Consider the following 16,907-nt stretch of genomic DNA (forward strand, 5'->3'; position numbering starts at 1 on the left):
TCCCTCTCCCCGCGGGGCGCCCGGAACCGTTTCCCGCCGACCCGGGGCTCGGTTGTCCCGCTTCTGCGCGGGACCGTAGGGTGAGGTCACGCGCCACGGGCGCGGGCGTTGATGCGGGGGGTCAGCAGCAGAACTCGGCCGGGGAGAACGGAAGCTGAGGAGTGCACGTGCTGGACGGGACCGAGGCGACCCGGGACTCTCCTGAGGTCCGCCTGCAGAAGCTGGTGGAGGCCAACCACGCGATCGTCGCGGAGCTCTCCCTGGACGGGCTGCTGCGGCGCGTGGTCGAGTCGGCGCGCGAGATCGTCGGGGCCGAGTTCGCCGCCCTGGGCGTCGTCGGCCGCGACGGCCTGCTCGAGCAGTTCATCCACTGCGGGATGGACGTCGACGTGGTGGAGACCATCGGCGAGCTGCCGAAGGGCCGGGGGCTGCTGGGAGCGCTGCTCGAGCGCCCCGAGCCCATCCGGCTGCGGGCGCTCGCCGACGACCCCCGCTCCTCGGGCGTGCCGGACGGGCACCCGCCCATCGACTCGTTCCTCGGGGTCCCGATCCGCTCGGCCAGCTCGGTCTACGGCAACCTCTACCTCACCAACCGGATCGGCCAGCCCGAGTTCAGCGCCGAGGACCAGAACCTGGTGACGGCGCTGGCCGCCACCGCCAGCATCGCCGTCGAGAACGCCCGGCTGCACGCGCAGTCCCAGCGCCGCCAGGACTGGCTGCGGGCCAGCGCCGAGGTCAGCCACCGCCTGCTGGCCTCCGTCGACGAGGGCCCGGTGCTCGCCGAGGTCGCCACCTCGGTGCGGCGGCTCACCGGCGCCGACGCCGTCGCCATCCTGCTGCCCGCCGCCGACGACCCCGACCAGCTGGTCATGGAGGTCGTCGACGGCGGCGGCGCCGAGGGCCTCGACCGGCTGCGCGGCCTGCGCGTGCCGGTCCGCGGCAGCCAGGTCCAGCGCGTCATGCAGGAGGAGCGCAGCCGGGTCCTCGAGGGCTTCGAGGAGCGCGTCGCCGCCATCGGCGAGCTGGGCGCGTTCCCGGCCATCCGGCACGTCGTCGCCCTCCCCCTGCAGGGCACGGGGCGCCCGCGGGGGGCCATCGTCGCCGTCCGGATGGTCGACGAGCCCTTCAGCCCGGACGACCTCGAGCTGGCGGACGGCTTCGTCAGCCAGGCCGGCCTGGCCCTGGAGCTCGCCGACGCCCGCACCGACCACCACAAGCTGGCCATGCTGGAGGACCGGGCCCGGATCGCCCGCGACCTCCACGACCACGTGGTGCAGAAGCTCTTCGCCGCCGGCCTGACCCTGCAGGGCACGGCCACCATGGTGGGCGACGCCGACCTCCGCCGGCGGCTGGCCGGGGCGGTCGACAACCTCGACGACACCATCCGGACCATCCGGACGTCGATCTTCGAGCTGCAGGAGCCGAACCTGCCGGGCGCCTCGGTGCGGAGCCGGGTGATGCGGGTCCTCGGGGAGATGACGCCGGTGCTCGGCTTCGCCCCGCTGCTCTCCTTCGACGGGCCGCTGGACACGGTGGTGGACGAGAGCCTGGGGCACGAGGTGGAGGCGGTGCTGCGCGAGTCGCTGACCAACGCGGCCAAGCACGCCCGGGCCGGCGCGGTGGCCGTCCGGCTGGTCACCGCCGCCCGCACGCTGACCCTGACCGTCGCCGACGACGGGGTGGGCCTGCGGCCCTCGGCCCGGCGCAGCGGCCTGTCGAACCTGCGGTTCCGGGCCGAGCAGCGCGGCGGCCGGCTGGAGCTGGAGCGGGCGCCGGAGGGCGGGCTGCTGGTGCGGTGGAGCATCCCGCTGCCCGGTTGAGAAGCCGTCGGGCACGCATTTCCGGGTGCGGCGGAGAAGGGCTGACAATGGCCGGGGAATGGTCCGCCCTCGGCTATCCTCATCCCCGACGGCGCGCATTTCCGGGGGGTCCCGCGGCCGTCGGAGAACCGCATTCCGGTGCGGCAGGACGACCCGGGAGATGTGCATGACCAGCAGCCAGCCGGCGACCAGCAGCCAGACCCAGGAGAGGCTCCGCAGCCTCGTCGTGGCCAACCGCGCCATCGTCGCGGAGCTGTCCCTGGACAGCCTGCTGCGCCTGATCGTCGAGTCGGCCCGCAAGGTCGTCGAGGCCGAGTACGCGGTGCTGGAGGTCGTCGGTCCGCACGGCACCCTGGAGCAGTTCATCCAGAGCGGCACCGACCTGCGGCCCGGTGCGCCCGGTGACGGCGAGGGGACGCCGGCCGGCCTCTCCGGCGTCGTGCCCGAGAGCCCGCTGCCGCTGCGCCGGTGGTTCCCGGGCCCCGTCGCGACCACCGCCACCGAGGCCGGCGTCCGTTCCCTGCTCGGCGTCGCCGTCGGCTCGGCCGGCAGCACGCACGGCAACCTGTTCCTGGCCAACCGGCTCGGCGGCAGCGGGTTCACCGCCGAGGACGAGAGCCTGGTGACCGCGCTCGCCGCCACGGCCGGCATCGCCATCGAGAACGCCCGGCTCTACGCCGAGTCGCACCGGCGCCAGGAGTGGCTGAGGGCCTCGGCCGAGATCAGCCAGCGGCTGCTCGCCGGCGACGTCGACCCCGACGACGTGCTCGGCGACATCGCCGCCACCGTGCAGCGGCTGGCCCCGGCCGAGACGGTGAGCATCGTCGTCCCCGACCCCGACGAGCCCGAGATGCTCATGGTCGCCGTCAGCTGCGGCCAGGCCGCCGAGCAGTTCCACCAGATGCGCTACCGCGTCGACGGCAGCATCGCCTGGCAGGCGATGCAGGAGGGCCGCGGGGTGCTGGCCCGGGGCTCGGACGACGAGCTCCGCGGCATCTACACGCGGGTGCGGCCGCTGATCGCCGTCTCCGACGTGATGGCGCTGCCCCTGCAGGGGGCCGAGCAGGTGCAGGGCGCCATCGTGGTGGTGCGGAGCACGCCCGAGCCCTTCACCGACGCCGACGTCGAGATGGCCGCCGGCTTCGCGGGGCAGGCCGCGCTGGCCCTGGAGCTGGCCGCCTCCCGCCGGGAGCACCAGCAGCTGGCCGTGCTGGAGGACCGGGCCCGGATCGCCCGCGACCTGCACGACCACGTGGTGCAGAAGCTGTTCGCCGTCGGCCTGACCCTGCAGGGCGCCATGCGGGCGGTCCAGGACCCGGTGGTGAGCAGCCGGCTCGGCACCACCGTCGGTCACCTCGACGAGACGATCCGCAGCATCCGGACCTCCATCTTCGAGCTGCAGACCCCGCGGGCGGCGACCGCCTCCGTGCGCTCCCGGCTGGCAGCGGTGCTCGCCGAGCTGGCCCCGGTCCTCGGGTTCACGCCCACCCTGCGGGTCGAGGGGCCGCTCGACACGGTGCTCCGCGAGGAGGTGGCCGCCGTGGTGGAGGGGGTGCTGCGCGAGGCGGTCACCAACGTCGCCCTGCACGCCGAGGCGTCCGCTGCCGCGGTGCGGCTGGTCACCGACGGCCGGCTGCTCACCGTCACCGTGGCCGACGACGGCGTCGGGATGCCCGCCCGCGTGGCGCTCAGCGGGCTGGCCGTCCAGCGCGAGCGCGCGGAGGAGCTGGGCGGCACGCTGGAGCTCGGCTCCTCCCCCGACGGCGGGCTGCTGCTCACCTGGACCATCCCGGTCTGAGCGCGCCCGACGGGCGGGGAATGCCGCGCCCGACGGCGCCGTTGCCCGGACATGAGCAACTCCGACCTGACCGGCGCCGAGCCGACCCCCGTCCCTCCCACCCCGACCGCCGACGACGGCACCGCGTCCCGCACGCTGGGCCTGGTCGGCGCGGGCCACATCGGCAGCGCCCTCGCCCGCGCGGCGACGGCGCACGGCTGGTCGGTCGTGGTGAGCAACTCCCGCGGCCCCGAGACGCTCGTCGACCTGGTGGCCGAGCTCGGTGACGGCGCCCGGGCCGCGACGGCGGCGGAGGCGGCGGCCGCCGGCGACCTCGTCGTCGTCACCGTGCCCCTGCACGCGATCGGCGACCTGCCGCTGGCCGGGCTCGCCGGCCGGACGGTCGTCGACACCAACAACTACTACCCGCAGCGCGACGGCCACGTCGAGGCGCTCGACCAGCAGCGGACGACGTCGTCGCAGCTGCTCGCCGACCTCGTCCCGGACGCGCACGTCGTCAAGGCCTTCAACCACATCGAGGCGCTGAAGATCCTCGGGGACGCGGCCCCGGCCGGGACGCCCGGACGGCGTGCCCTCGTGGTGGCGGGCGACGACGCGGCGGCGCGGGCGGAGGTGGCGGCCTTCGTCGACGAGATCGGCTTCGACGCCCTCGAGGTGGACGCGCTGGCGGAGACCTGGCGGATCGAGCCGGGCACCCCCGGCTACGGCCCGCGCCTCACCCGCGACGAGCTGGCCGCGGCGCTGGCCGAGGCCGTCCGCCCCGACCCTGCCTGAGCCCGACCCCCGCCTGAGCCCGACCCCGCCCGAGCCCGGACCACCCGGGCCCGGGCGCCGGGCGGTCAGCCCTGGGTCGTCAGCCACTCCTCGAAGGACGCGACGGCCTCGGGCGGGCCGGACAGCTGGACCCGGGCCGCGGCGCGGCGGCCGCTGACCCACAGCGCCAGCTCGACCGGCTCGCCGGTCACGGTGACGGCGGGGGTGCCGCTGCGGACGGCGGCGGTCGCGCCGCCGGGCCGGGCCAGCACCACCCCGACCGGGGAGCGGCGGAAGGTCAGCCGCGCCATGAGCGGCAGCTGGCGGAAGACCGTGTCGGCCTGGGCGGCGGGGACCTCCCGCGGAGCGGCGGTGCCGGCGCCACGCCGGACGTCCTCGTGGTGGATGACGTACTCGAGCCCGTTGACCTGCTCGGTGGCCCAGCTGAAGGGCGACCACCGCGGGGGGCCGGCGACGAACCGGTCGATCAGCCCGGACCAGCCCTCCGGGGTGGACGCGGACCCGGCCAGCCGGCCGAGGTGCTTCTCGTGCCCCGGCCCGGCCTTGGCGACGGCGTCGCCGAGGGTGCCCCGCGGGTCCTGCTCGCGCTGCACGAGGTGGGCGAGCAGCCGCTTGGCGTCCCACCCCTCGCACAGCGTGGGGGCGTCGGGGTCGGTCCGGCGGAAGGTGTCCACCAGGGCCTTCTTCTCGGTGCGGGCCCAGCCCATGGCGCGTCTCCTCCAGCGGTCGGTGGTGCTGCCCCGACCGTACCCGGCGGACCGACGGCCCGGGCCGCCGCAGCGCCCGGGTCGGGCCTCCCCCTCAGGCGTCGGCGGCGGTCAGCACGTCCGCCTCGTCGCGGGCACCGGGCACCGGCTCGGCGTCCAGCACCCGCAGGTGCCGCCGGCCGAGGACCAGCACGAGCACCGCGACGAGCACCGCGACCGCCCCCAGCGCGTACGGCGCCGCGGCGTCGAGCCGGGCCGCGACCACGCCGGCCACCGCCGGCGCCACCGCGCCGCCGACGAAGCGGATGCCCGAGTAGGTGGAGGACGCGACGCTGCGGGGCAGCTCGGTGGCCTCCATCACCGACTCGGTGAGCACCGTGTTGAGCACCCCGAGGAACAGCCCGGCGACGACCGTCGCCACCACGAGCACGACGAAGGCGTGGACCTGCCAGGCCATCACCCCGAGGTCGGCCGCCAGCAGCACCAGCACCGCGCGGAGCACGCGCTGCCGGCCGAAGCGGCGGGTGAGGACGGGGGCGGCGAAGACCGAGGTGAGGGCCAGGCAGAGGCCCCAGCCGCAGAAGACCAGGCCCAGCTCGTGGGCGCCGAAGCCCGTCGAGCCCGCGGCGCGCGCCGCCTGCTCCAGCGGGAACGGGGTGTAGGCCAGCAGGCTGAAGAAGCCGTAGTTGTAGAACAGGGCGGCCAGGCCCAGCGTCAGCAGCGCCGGGTGCCGGAGCGCGGCGACGGTGGCCGACAGCGGCACCCGCGGCGTGGCCGTCCGGGTGCGCGGCAGCAGCAGGGCGATGGCCAGCAGGCCGACGGCCATCAGCACGGCGGTGCCGAAGAACGGGCCGCGCCAGGAGATGCCGCCGAGCAGCCCGCCCAGCAGGGGCCCGGTGGCGATGCCCAGGCCCAGGGCCGCCTCGTAGAGGATGATCGCGTGGTCCACGCCGCCCGCGGCGGCCCCGACGATGGTGGCGAGCGCGGTCGAGATGAACAGCGCGTTGCCGAGACCCCAGCCCGCGCGGAAGCCGATCACCATGTCGACGCTGCTGGAGGCCCCGGCCAGGGCCGCGAACACGACGATGAGCACGAGCCCGACGAGCAGGGTGCGCTTGGCGCCGAGCCGGCTGGAGACCCAGCTGGTGACGAACATGGCGAGCCCGGTGACCAGCAGGTAGCTGGTGAACAGCAGCATCGTCTGGGCGGGCGTGGCCCCGAGCTGCGCGCTGATCGCCGGCAGGATCGGGTCCACCAGGCCGATGCCCATGAAGGCGATGACGCAGGCGAAGCCGACGGCCCACACCGCGCGCGGCTGGCGCAGGATGCTGCCGCGCTCCCCCGGTCCGGCCCCGCCGCCGCCGGGCGCCCCGGCGGTGCTGGTGGTGCCGGCGCTGTTGCCGGTCGACGACGTGGCAGGCGGCGTGCTGCTGCGGGGCATGGGTGGGCCTCCCTGTTTACTTAGTAAGACTATGTAAATGCTAGCACCGCACCCGGGCGGGCCGACCGCGGCGTAGCGTGGGCCGCCGGCTGCCCGCCCCCCGGGGCGGCCCGACGGACGACCCGGCTCCGCCCCTCGGCCACGTGCGGGGGCCGAGGGTGGGGCGACCGGGCGAGCGGGGGCCGGGGCGGTGCCGGGCGGGGCCGGCGCCGCTGGCCGGCGCACCGCCCGCCGGCACCGGGCGCGGGGGCTCGACCGCATAGATAGCAAGGCTTAACATCACCGTAACGCCGTCGACGTGAGGCGTGCGTCGGGCTGGATAGCGTCGACGTCGGCAGCCCTCCTGAGCGCCGACGACGCCGTCTCCCCCGCCCCGGCGGCGTCACCCCCACCCCCAGGCCGCGCCCGGCCACGCCGAGGCGCGCGCCCCGCTGCACGTCGACCACTCGAGGGAGCACGCATGACCCAGACCGAGAACCCCCCGCACGCGCTCGACGCCGAACAGGTCGGCTACAAGCAGACGCTCGGCCGGCGGCAGGTCCAGATGATCGCCATCGGCGGAGCCATCGGCACCGGCCTCTTCCTCGGCTCGGCCTCCCGGCTGCACAGCACCGGGCCCGCCCTCCTCTTCAGCTACGCCTTCGTGGGCGTCATCGCCTACTTCCTCATGCGCGCCCTCGGCGAGCTGGTCCTGCACCGGCCCACCTCCGGCGCCTTCGTCTCCTACATGCGCGAGTTCTTCGGCGAGCGCGCCGCCTTCATCACCGGCTGGCTCTACTGGCTCAACTGGGCGCTCACCGGGATCGCCGAGCTGTCCGCCGTCGGGCTCTACATGCAGTACTGGTTCCCCGACCTGCCCACCTGGCTGTCGGTGCTCGTCGCGCTCGCCGTCGTGCTCGCCGTCAACCTGCTCTCGGCCCGTGCGTTCGGGGAGTTCGAGTTCTGGGCCTCGGTGGCGAAGGTCGGCGCCATCGTCGTCTTCCTCGTCGTCGGCCTCGTCGTGGTGATCGGCGGCTTCGACATCGGCGGCCACAAGGCGGGCTTCTCGAACCTGTGGAGCAACCCGGGCGGATTCTGGCCCTCGGCCGGCGACTTCAACTGGTACGGGCCGATCCTCGTGATGTCCGGGGTGGTCTTCGCCTACGCCGCCATCGAGATGGTCGGCGTCGCCGCCGGGGAGATGGAGGACTCGCGGCGCGAGGTGCCCAAGGCCGTCAACGCGGTGATCTTCCGGATCGGCGTCTTCTACTGCGGCTCGATCCTGCTGCTGGTCTCCATGCTGCCCACCGACGACTACCAGGCCGGCACCAGCCCGTTCGTCACCGTCTTCGAGCGGCTGGGCCTGGGCTGGATGGGCACCGCCATCCAGGTCGTGCTCATCATCGCCGCGCTCTCCAGCCTCAACTCCGGCCTCTACTCCACCGGCCGCGTGCTGCGCAGCCTGGGCATGTCCAAGCAGGCCCCCGGCTTCACCCTCAAGATGAGCCGCTCGGGCGTCCCGTGGGCCGGCATCGTCATGACCTCGGTGGTCTACGTCCTCGGCGCGCTGCTCAACTACTTCGCGGCCGAGGCCTTCGAGATCGCCCTGGAGGCCGCGTCGATCGGCGTCGTCTTCACCTGGGCGACGATCTTCCTGTGCCAGCTGCGGCTGCGGAAGCTGGTCAACCTCGGGGTCATCGAGAAGAGCCCGTTCCAGATGCCCGGCCACCCCTACACGAGCATCATCGGCCTCGTCTTCCTCGCCCTGGTGATCGTCGGCCTGGCGGTGTCGGGCTGGCAGTCCTCCGACGAGTTCTGGCACAAGACGACCTTCCTCGTCGTCGTGCTGGGCATCCCGGTCCTGGTGGTGGCCCTGACCATCGGCTGGCAGGTCGTGAAGCCCAAGGTCGTCGCGAACACCGGCGACCGGCTCAAGGCCGTCTGGTCCGAGGACGGGCCCACCTACGGCCGCGACGTGACCCCGGACAGCCTGGAGCCCGACGACAGCTCGGTCGTCTGAGCCGCGTCGCCGCCCGCGCCCGGCCCTCCCGCGACGGGAGGGCCGGGCCGGGCGCACCCCGCCGCGGGCTGGGGCTGGGAGGATGGCCGACGTGGTGAGCGAGGACCTGACGGCGCTGCTCGCGGGCTACCCGCCCTTCGACGCCCTCGGCCCCGAGCCGCTGCGCGCGGTGGCGGCCGCCGCGGAGGTGACCCGGTTCCACCGCGGCGAGCTGGTGCAGGACGCGTTCACCGCGCCGTCGGCCTCGGTCTTCCTCGTCATCGCCGGCGCCGTGGACCTGTGGAACCGCGCCGACGCGCTCGACGGGCCGCCCGACGAGCACCTGGGCCCGGGCGGGGTCTTCGGCTTCTCCTCCATGCTCACCGAGCGCGCGGTCGGGCCGCGGGCGGTGGCGGCCGGCGAGGCCACGGTCGCCCGGATCCCCGCCTCCGTCGTCGCCCCGGCGTTCGCGTCCCGGCCCGGCGCCCGGTTCCTGGCCGAGCAGGTCTCCGCCGCGGGCCGCCCGGCCGCCCCCGCCCCGGCCTACAGCACCGTCGACGAGCTGATCGTGCGGCCCCCGGTGGTCGTCGGCCCCACGACCACGGTCGCCGAGACCGCCCGGCTGATGACCGAGGCCGGTGCCGGCTACGCCGCCGTCCACGACCCCCGCGGCGGCGGCTACGGCCTCGTCACCGACGCACTGCTCCGGGAACGGGTGCTGCTGGCGGGGCGCTCCGACCAGACCCCCGCCGCGGCGGTGATGGACCCCGCCGGCCCGACGGCCGTGCTCGGCGACTCCGCGGCCGAGGCGCTGATCCTCCTGCTGGACCGGGAGGCGGAGTTCCTGCTGGTCACCGACCGGGCGGGCGTGCTGCGCGGGGTGGTCTCCCCCCGCGACTTCGCCGTCTCCCCCACCACCGCGGGCGTCTCCGTGCACGAGCAGCTGCGCCGGGCCGCCAGCACCGAGCAGCTGGAGCTGCGGGCCCGGACCGTGCCCGGCGTGCTCGGGGACCTGCTGCGCCGCGGGCTGGCCTCGGACAAGGTCGTCGCCGTGCACTCCGCGCTGGTCGACGCCGTCGTCCGGCGGGCGCTCACCCTGGTCGTCGAGCAGCACCCGGGCCTCTCGGCCGACGCCTTCACCTGGCTGAGCCTGGGCAGCCACGGCCGCCGGGAGGCGGTGCTGAGCTCCGACGTCGACTCCGCCGTCGCCTTCGACGACGCGACCGACCCCGAGCTGCTGGAGCGCTACCGGGCCGTCTTCGCCGAGGTGGGCCGGGTGCTGGCCCGGGCCGGGATCAACGGCGACGAGCACGGCGCCAGCGCCGAGCGGTCCCCCTTCGCCCGCACCAACACGGCTTGGCGGCAGGCGGCGCGGGAGTGGCTGGCCCGGCCGGCGGAGAACCAGGGCGCGGTGATGACCTCGCTGCTGGTCGACGCCCGGCCCATCCACGGCGACCCCGGCCTGCCCGCCGCGGCCGCGGTGTTCAGCGACCTGCGCCGGCACCCCGGGACGATGCGGCTGCTGCTCCAGGAGTCGCTGGCGCGGCGGGCCAAGCAGCCGCCGGCCCGCGGGCTGCTCGGCCGGCGCGGCGGCAGCTTCGACGTCAAGGACCACGCGGTGCTGCCCATCGTCAACCTGGCCCGCTGGGCCGCGCTGAGCGTCGGGTCGGCGGCCCTGCCCACCACCGAGCGGCTGCGCGCGGCCGCCGGCTCGGCGATGCTGCCCCAGGCCCAGGGCGAGACGCTCGTCGAGGTGTTCGAGGTGCTGCAGCGGCTCCGGCTGCGCTACCAGGTCCGCCAGCACCAGCGCGGCGCCCGGCCCACCGACGTCCTGCGGATGGAGCAGGTCTCCCCGCTGGACCGCAGCGTCATCGCCCAGGCCGTCCGCGAGGTCGCGTCGGTGCAGCGCCGGATGGACAACGTCGCCCAGTACGTGCCCGTCGAGGCCTGGGCCTCGCCGCCGCCGTCGTGAGCGGGGAGCCCGGGGCGGACGGGCGGGTGGCGGTCGTCGGCGACGTCGGCGGGCACCGGGAGGCGCTGGCGGCCGAGCTGGTGCGGCTGGGCGCCGACCCGGCCACCGGCCGGCTGCCCGACGACCTCACGGTCGTGCAGGTCGGCGACCTCGTGCACCGGGGCCCCGACTCGGCCGGGGTGGTCGCGCTGGCCGACCACTACCTGAGGACGCAGCCGCGGCAGTGGGTGCAGCTGGTGGGCAACCACGAGGCCCAGTACCTGGGCGAGCCCCTCTTCGACTGGCCGGAGCGGCTGGACCCCGACGTCCGGGAGGTGCTGCGCCGCTGGTGGGCCGACGGCGCCATGCGGGTCGCCGCCGCCGTCGGCACCGACGAGGACGAGCTGCTGGTCACCCACGCCGGGCTGACGGCCGGGTTCTGGGCCGAGCTCGGCGCCCCCGCCGACGCCACCGCGGCCGCGGCGGGACTGGACGCGCTGGCCGGCCGGGAGGACGCCACCCTGTTCCGGCCCGGCCACATGCTGACGGGGCGCCGGCCGCACCGCGCCGCCGGGCCGGTCTGGGCCGCGGCGGCCACCGAGCTGGTCCCGGGCTGGGTCGAGCACGTGCTGCCCTTCAGCCAGGTGCACGGCCACAGCTCGGTCTACGACTGGTCGCAGGAGGAGTTCCGGGTGCCGCCGGAGCTGGCCGTCCGCACCCACCTGGACGTCACGGCCCGGCACGAGACGACGAGGCTGGTCGGCGGCCGCCTGGTCGGGGTGGACCCGGGCCACGGGCGCCGGGCGGCGTCGTCGTGGCGGGCGCTCGTGCTCACGGGGCGGGTCACGCCGTAGGTTGGCGCTCCCGACCCTGGACGGAGACCACCGGTGACCTCTGACGACCACGGCGACCTCGCCGCCCCCGTGCTGCACCCCCGTCCGCGGCGGGGCTGGCTGAACGACCCGAACGGGCTCGCGCACGTCGACGGCACCTGGCACGTCTTCTTCCAGCACAACCCGGGCGCCCCGGTGCACGGCGAGATCGCCTGGGGCCACGTCAGCTCCCCCGACCTGCTGCGCTGGACCGAGGAGCCGGTCGCGCTGGTCCCCCGGCCCGGCCACCCGGACGCCGCCGGCTGCTGGACCGGCTGCCTGGTGGACGACGACGGCGTGCCCACCGCGGTCTACAGCGCGGTGACGGCTCACGCCTCCGACGCCCAGGTGCTGCTGGCGACCAGCGACCGCACGCTGCGGCAGTGGAAGCAGGGGACGACGGCGGTGGTGCCCGCGCCCGACGACCCGGCCGTCACCGACGTCCGCGACCCCTTCGTGCTCACCGTCGACGGCCGCCGCTACGGCGTCCAGGGGGCGGGCGGCTCCGGCCGCGACGGCCGGCCCCGGCTGCTGCTGTGGGGCTGCGACGACCTGCGCCGCTGGGAGCCGCTCGGGCCGCTGCTGACCGACGACGACCCGGTGGCCGCGGCCGTCGCCGACGCCCAGATCTGGGAGTGCCCCAACCTCGTCCGGCTGGACGGCCGCTGGCTGCTGGTGCTGTCGCTGTGGCGGGCCGTGGGGGACGGGGAGGGCGAGCTGTCGGGTGTGCGCTACCTCGTCGGCGACCTCGAGCCCGCCGGCGCCGGCCTGCGCTTCGTGCCCACCACGGGCGGCGTGCTGGACGAGGGGCCCGCCTTCTACGCCCCGCAGCTGCTGCCCGACGGCGACCGGGTGCTGCTGTGGGGGTGGTCCTGGGAGCTGGGCCGCAGCGTCGAGCAGGTCGCCGACGCCGGCTGGGCCGGGCTGCTCACCTGCCCGCGCGAGCTGGGCCTGGTGGACGGGGTGCTGACCAGCCGGCCGGCCCGGGAGCTGGACGCGCTGCGCGGGGCCGTGCTGGACGCGGCCGGGCCGTTCGCCGAGCAGGCCTTCGAGGTGCTGGCCGACGGGCCCGTCGGCCTCACCCTGGCCGACGGGGACCACGAGCAGCTCGTGCTCGACCCGGCCTTCGCCGCCGGCGGGGCGGTCCGGGTGCTGGTCGACGGCAGCCTGGTCGAGGCCTTCGCGGCGGACGGCCGCAGCCTGACGACGCGCGCCTACCCCACCCCGACGAGCCGGTGGCGGGTGGACGGGATGGCGCGGGTGCACCGGCTGGAGCTGCCGGCCGGCTGAACCGGCGGAACCGGCGGGGCCCTCAGGACTCGATCGGGGCCCAGTCGGGTCCGGTGGCGCCCAGCTTCTCGTCCAGCTTGGCGAACAGCGGCGTCGGCTTGACCAGCGGTCGGCCCGGCTCCAGCGGCCGGCTGGCCCAGCGCGCCTGCTCCGAGGCGTAGTCGCCCATGATCACCGGGTAGTCCGGGCCGCCCTCCTCGGAGACCTCGCGGACCTCGGGCTCGGCCGCCCAGACGCCGCTGCCGCCGAGGGCCTCGTGCACCTTCTGCGCGGCGTGCGGCAGGAAGGGCGTCATCAGGGTGTTGACGTCGCTGACCACCTGCAGGGCGGTGTGCAGCACGGTGTCGCGGCGCTCCGGGTCGTCCTTGAGCTTCCAGGGCTCGGCGTCGGAGAGGTACTTGTTGGCCGCGCCGGCCACCCGCATCGCCTCACCCATCGCCGCCTTGAGCTTGTTGCGGCCCAGCAGCTCCCCGACGACGTCGAAGGAGCCGCGGGCGGTGGTCAGCAGCGCGTGGTCGAGGTCGGTCAGGGTGCCCGGCGTCGGGACCGCGCCGTTGTTCTTGTGGGCCATCGAGACCGAGCGGTTGACGAGGTTGCCCCACTCGTTGGCCAGCTCGAAGTTGGTGCGGCGGACGAACTCGTCCCAGGTGAAGTCGGAGTCCGTCGTCTCGGGCCCGGCGACGGCGATGAAGTACCGCAGCGCGTCAGGGCCGAAGTCGCGGAGGAAGTCCCCGACGTAGATCACCTTGTTGCGGCTGGTGGAGAACTTGGCACCGCTCATCGTCAGGTACTCGCTGGAGACCACCTCGTCGGGCAGCCGGAGCTCACCCAGCGGGCCGGTGCTGCCGCCGTGGTCGCCCTCGCCGTTGTGGCCGAGCAGGATGCCCGGCCAGATGACGGAGTGGAAGACGATGTTGTCCTTGCCCATGAAGTAGTAGCTGAGCGCCTCCGGGTCGATCCACCAGCGCTGCCAGGCGTCGGGGTCGCCGGTGCGGCGCGCCCACTCGACCGAGGCCGACAGGTAGCCGATGACGGCGTCGAACCAGACGTAGAGCCGCTTCATCGGCTGGTCGCGCCAGCCGTCCAGCGGCACCGGGACGCCCCAGTCGAGGTCGCGGGTGATGGCGCGGGGCCGCAGGTCGGCCAGCAGGTTCTGGCTGAACTTGAGGACGTTGGGCCGCCAGTCCGTGCGGTCCCCCAGCCACTTCCCCAGCGAGCCGGCCAGCGCGGGCAGGTCGAGGAAGAAGTGCTCGGTCTCGACGAACTTCGGCGTCTCGCCGTTGATCCGCGACCGCGGGTCGATGAGGTCGGCCGGGTCCAGCTGGTTGCCGCAGTTGTCGCACTGGTCGCCGCGGGCGCTGTCGTAGCCGCAGATCGGGCAGGTGCCCTCGATGTAGCGGTCCGGCAGGGTCCGGCCCGTCGACGGGCTGACCGCGCCCATCGTCGTCTTGGGGACGACGTAGCCGTTCTTCCACAGCCCGAGGAACAGCTCCTGCACGACGGCGTAGTGGTTGAGCGTGGTGGTGCGGGTGAAGAGGTCGTAGGAGAGCCCGAGGCCCTGCAGGTCGTCGACGATGACCCGGTTGTACTTGTCGGCGAGCTGGCGGGTCGTCATCCCCTCGCGCTCGGCCTGCACCGAGATCGGCGTGCCGTGCTCGTCGGTGCCGGAGACCATCAGGACGTCGTTGCCGATCATCCGCTGGTAGCGGGAGAAGACGTCGGACGGGACCCCGAATCCGGAGACGTGACCGATGTGGCGCGGGCCGTTGGCATACGGCCACGCGACGGCGGTCAGCACGCGTGAGCTCATGGGGGAAGCCTAGGCGTCAGCGCCACTACATTGAGCCGGTGCTCACCCCCGCCGAGTCCGCCGCGCTCGCCGCCCTCGACGACGGCGCAGCGGTGGCGACCCTGCAGGAGCTGGTCGCGGTGCCCAGCGTCGGCGGGAGCGCGGCCGAGGCCGAGATCCAGGCCCTGCTGGCCCGCCGGCTGGCCGACCTCGGCCACGACGTCGACCACTGGCCGCTGGACCTCCACACCCTGCGCGCGCACCCCGGCCACCCGGGCGAGGAGGTCGAGCGGGCCGAGGCGTGGGGCCTGGTCGGCACCACCGGCGGCCGCGACGGCGAGGACCCGGTGCCCGCGCTGGTGCTGCAGGCCCACGTCGACGTCGTGCCGCCCGGGGACCTCGACGCCTGGGGCTCGGACCCGTTCACCCCCGTCCTCGACGGCGACGACCTCGTCGCCCGCGGGAGCAACGACATGAAGGGCGGGCTCGCCGCGGTGCTGGCGGCGGCCGCCGCCGTCCGGGCCAGCGGCGTCGAGCTGGTGCGGCCGTTCGCCGTGCACTGCGTCGTCGGCGAGGAGGACGGCGGGCTGGGCGCGTTCGCCACCCTGCAGCGCGGCCACCGCGGCGCCGCCTGCGTCATCCCCGAGCCCACGGGCCTGGACCTGGTCACGGCCAACGCCGGCGCGCTCACCTTCCGGATCGAGGTGCCGGGCGTCGCCACCCACGGCAGCACGGCCTACGTCGGGGTCTCCGCGGTCGACGGCTACCTCGGGCTGCACCGGGCGCTGGCCGCCCTGCAGGACCGGCGCAACGAGGACCCGGAGCCGCTGCTGCGGCACCTGCCCGTCGCCTACCCGCTCTCGGTCGGCCGGCTGTGGGCCGGGGACTGGCCCAGCAGCGTGCCCGACCGGCTGGTGGCCGAGGGCCGCTACGGGCTGCGCGTCGAGGAGGACCCGGCGACGGCGCGGGCCGAGCTGGAGGCGGCGGTCGCGGAGGCGGCCGGCGCCGACCCGTTCCTGCGCGACCACCCGCCCGTGGTGACCTGGCCCGGTGGCCAGTTCGCGGGCGGGCACCTGCCTTCGGGCCACGTGCTGCGCGACGTCGTCGGGATGGCGCACTCCGCGGTGGCCGGCGGTCCGCCGCCGACCGAGCGCGGCGCCCCCTACGGCAGCGACCTCCGGCTCTACGCCGGCGCCAGCATCCCGACCCTGCACTACGGCCCGGGCGACATCCGCACCGCCCACGGCCCCGGCGAGCGGGTCCCGCTGGCCGAGGTCCTCACCTGCGCCCGCGTCCTGACGCTCGTGATCCTGCGGCACTGCACCTGACGCCGGCCGGGGGCCGAGTTGTCAGAACTGACGTCGGTCCTGACCGACAGCAGTTCTGACACGTCGGTGGGAGCTCAGCCCCGCGCGGCCTCGAAGCCGGGGAGGATGACGTCGTCGATCAGCTCCTCGCGGAGCGGGTAGGGCAGGAAGGCGCTGGCGGCGGCGTTGAGGGTGACCCGCTCCAGGCCGTCGAGGTCGAAGCCGAGGTGGTCGACGAGGACGCCCATCTCGTGGCTGAGGGTGGTGCCGCTCATCAGCTGGTTGTCGCTGTTCACCGTCACCAGGAAGCCGAGCCCGTCGAGCAGGGCGAAGGGGTGCTCGTCCAGCGAGGCCACGGCGCCGGTCTGGGCGTTCGAGGAGGGGCAGAGCTCCAGCGGGATCTGCTGGTCGCGGACGTAGGCCGCGAGCCGGCCGAGGGTGACCGAGCCGTCGTCGTTGGTCGTGATGTCCTCGACGACGCGCACGCCGTGGCCGATCCGGTTGGCGCTGCACACCTGGAGCGCGCCCCAGATCGAGTCGACGCCGGCCGCCTCGCCCGCGTGGATCGTGTAGGGGAAGCTCGCCTGCTTGAGCAGCTGGAAGGCGGGCAGGAACCGCTCGGCGGGGAACCCGTCCTCGGCGCCGGCGATGTCGAAGCCGGCGACGCCCTGGTCGCGGTAGGCCAGGGCCAGCTCGGCGATCCGGGTGGAGGGCTCGACGTGCCGCATCGAGGTGACGAGCTGCTGCACCTGGAGCCGCTGTCCCCGGTCGGCGCAGACGAGCATCCCCTCGGCCAGCCCGTCGCGGACCGCCTCGACGGCGTCGGCCTCGGTGAGCCCGGACCGCGTGTGCTGCTCGGGCGCCCAGCGCGCCTCGCCGTAGACGACGCCGTCGGCGGCCAGGTCCTCGACGAACTCGCGGGCGACGCGGCGCAGGTGCTCCGGGGTCTGCATGACGGCGATGGTGTGGTCGAAGGTCTCGAGGTAGCGGACCAGCGAGCCGGAGTTGGCCGACTCGGCGAACCAGCGACCCAGCGCCTCCGGGCTGTCGGCGGGCAGCGGGTGGCCGATCTCGGCCGCGATCTCGAAGACCGTCGCGGGCCGCAGGCCGCCGTCGAGGTGGTCGTGCAGGGAGACCTTCGGCAGCGAGCGCAGCAGGTCGGGGGCGAGCGTCATGGGGG

Annotated in this window: 12 protein-coding genes; 8 read left to right on the plus strand and 4 right to left on the minus strand. The window is 75.1% G+C overall.

The genetic code is table 11. The features are described 5' to 3' along the window. The first annotated feature begins 167 nt into the window (after positions 1-167). From JOF54_RS06675 to JOF54_RS06685, 3 genes are all read left to right on the plus strand, one after another. The gene (locus tag JOF54_RS06675; RefSeq protein WP_210054103.1) at positions 168-1,820 is read left to right on the plus strand and encodes a GAF domain-containing sensor histidine kinase; all 1,653 of its coding nucleotides are present in this window, start codon (positions 168-170) and stop codon (positions 1,818-1,820) included. 166 nt (positions 1,821-1,986) lie between these two features. Beyond that, complete coding sequence (locus JOF54_RS06680) at positions 1,987-3,618, plus strand: sensor histidine kinase (RefSeq protein ID WP_210054105.1); 1,632 nt, start codon at positions 1,987-1,989, stop codon at positions 3,616-3,618. A gap of 51 nt (positions 3,619-3,669) precedes the next feature. Continuing rightward, positions 3,670-4,392 (plus strand): NADPH-dependent F420 reductase, encoded by a 723-nt coding sequence (locus JOF54_RS06685; RefSeq protein ID WP_210054108.1) that lies wholly within the window; start codon positions 3,670-3,672, stop codon positions 4,390-4,392. A gap of 65 nt (positions 4,393-4,457) precedes the next feature. Here the strand turns inward: JOF54_RS06685 and JOF54_RS06690 are convergent, their stop codons facing one another. Together JOF54_RS06690 and JOF54_RS06695 are read right to left on the minus strand one after the other, a co-directional pair. Continuing rightward, the gene (locus tag JOF54_RS06690; protein ID WP_210054110.1) at positions 4,458-5,099 is read right to left on the minus strand and encodes a TIGR03085 family metal-binding protein; all 642 of its coding nucleotides are present in this window, start codon (positions 5,097-5,099) and stop codon (positions 4,458-4,460) included. Between the two features lie 94 nt (positions 5,100-5,193). Then, the gene (locus JOF54_RS06695) at positions 5,194-6,540 is read right to left on the minus strand and encodes an MFS transporter (RefSeq protein ID WP_245358000.1); all 1,347 of its coding nucleotides are present in this window, start codon (positions 6,538-6,540) and stop codon (positions 5,194-5,196) included. A gap of 460 nt (positions 6,541-7,000) precedes the next feature. On the opposite strand from JOF54_RS06695, the gene JOF54_RS06700 reads away from it, so the two are divergent. From JOF54_RS06700 to JOF54_RS06715, 4 genes are all read left to right on the plus strand, one after another. Next, a complete protein-coding gene (locus JOF54_RS06700) occupies positions 7,001-8,539 on the plus strand; it encodes an amino acid permease (protein WP_210054112.1) in 1,539 nt (512 codons plus the stop codon). Between the two features lie 91 nt (positions 8,540-8,630). Continuing rightward, positions 8,631-10,490 (plus strand): putative nucleotidyltransferase substrate binding domain-containing protein, encoded by a 1,860-nt coding sequence (locus JOF54_RS06705; protein WP_210054114.1) that lies wholly within the window; start codon positions 8,631-8,633, stop codon positions 10,488-10,490. Beyond that, positions 10,487-11,323, plus strand: coding sequence for a metallophosphoesterase (locus tag JOF54_RS06710; protein ID WP_210054116.1), 837 nt, complete (start codon positions 10,487-10,489; stop codon positions 11,321-11,323). The genes JOF54_RS06705 and JOF54_RS06710 overlap by 4 nt, the downstream gene beginning before the upstream one ends. Positions 11,324-11,356: 33 nt before the next feature. Further along, on the plus strand, positions 11,357-12,631 hold the full coding sequence (locus tag JOF54_RS06715) for a glycoside hydrolase family 32 protein (RefSeq protein ID WP_210054118.1): 1,275 nt from the start codon (positions 11,357-11,359) through the stop codon (positions 12,629-12,631). Between the two features lie 22 nt (positions 12,632-12,653). On the opposite strand, the gene metG is transcribed toward JOF54_RS06715, so the two are convergent. Further along, the gene (gene metG, locus JOF54_RS06720) at positions 12,654-14,441 is read right to left on the minus strand and encodes a methionine--tRNA ligase (RefSeq protein WP_210054120.1); all 1,788 of its coding nucleotides are present in this window, start codon (positions 14,439-14,441) and stop codon (positions 12,654-12,656) included. Between the two features lie 38 nt (positions 14,442-14,479). Here metG and JOF54_RS06725 point away from each other — a divergent pair, with 38 nt between their 5' ends. After that, positions 14,480-15,748, plus strand: coding sequence for a M20/M25/M40 family metallo-hydrolase (locus JOF54_RS06725; protein ID WP_210054122.1), 1,269 nt, complete (start codon positions 14,480-14,482; stop codon positions 15,746-15,748). Between the two features lie 74 nt (positions 15,749-15,822). On the opposite strand, the gene JOF54_RS06730 is transcribed toward JOF54_RS06725, so the two are convergent. Next, on the minus strand, positions 15,823-16,902 hold the full coding sequence (locus JOF54_RS06730) for an adenosine deaminase (RefSeq protein WP_210054124.1): 1,080 nt from the start codon (positions 16,900-16,902) through the stop codon (positions 15,823-15,825). Between the last annotated feature and the right edge of the window lie 5 nt (positions 16,903-16,907).

The sequence above is a fragment of the Microlunatus capsulatus genome (genome assembly GCF_017876495.1).
Lineage (GTDB): Bacteria > Actinomycetota > Actinomycetes > Propionibacteriales > Propionibacteriaceae > Microlunatus > Microlunatus capsulatus.

What these genes read in the sequence shown, in the direction of transcription:
- JOF54_RS06680 (WP_210054105.1), top strand. Translation starts at nt 1,987, where the DNA reads ATGACCAGCAGCCAGCCGGCGACCAGCAGCCAGACCCAGGAGAGGCTC.
- JOF54_RS06685 (WP_210054108.1), top strand. Translation starts at nt 3,670, where the DNA reads ATGAGCAACTCCGACCTGACCGGCGCCGAGCCGACCCCCGTCCCTCCC.
- JOF54_RS06690 (WP_210054110.1), bottom strand. Translation starts at nt 5,099, where the DNA reads ATGGGCTGGGCCCGCACCGAGAAGAAGGCCCTGGTGGACACCTTCCGC.
- JOF54_RS06695 (WP_245358000.1), bottom strand. Translation starts at nt 6,540, where the DNA reads ATGCCCCGCAGCAGCACGCCGCCTGCCACGTCGTCGACCGGCAACAGC.
- JOF54_RS06700 (WP_210054112.1), top strand. Translation starts at nt 7,001, where the DNA reads ATGACCCAGACCGAGAACCCCCCGCACGCGCTCGACGCCGAACAGGTC.
- metG (WP_210054120.1), bottom strand. Translation starts at nt 14,441, where the DNA reads ATGAGCTCACGCGTGCTGACCGCCGTCGCGTGGCCGTATGCCAACGGC.
- JOF54_RS06730 (WP_210054124.1), bottom strand. Translation starts at nt 16,902, where the DNA reads ATGACGCTCGCCCCCGACCTGCTGCGCTCGCTGCCGAAGGTCTCCCTG.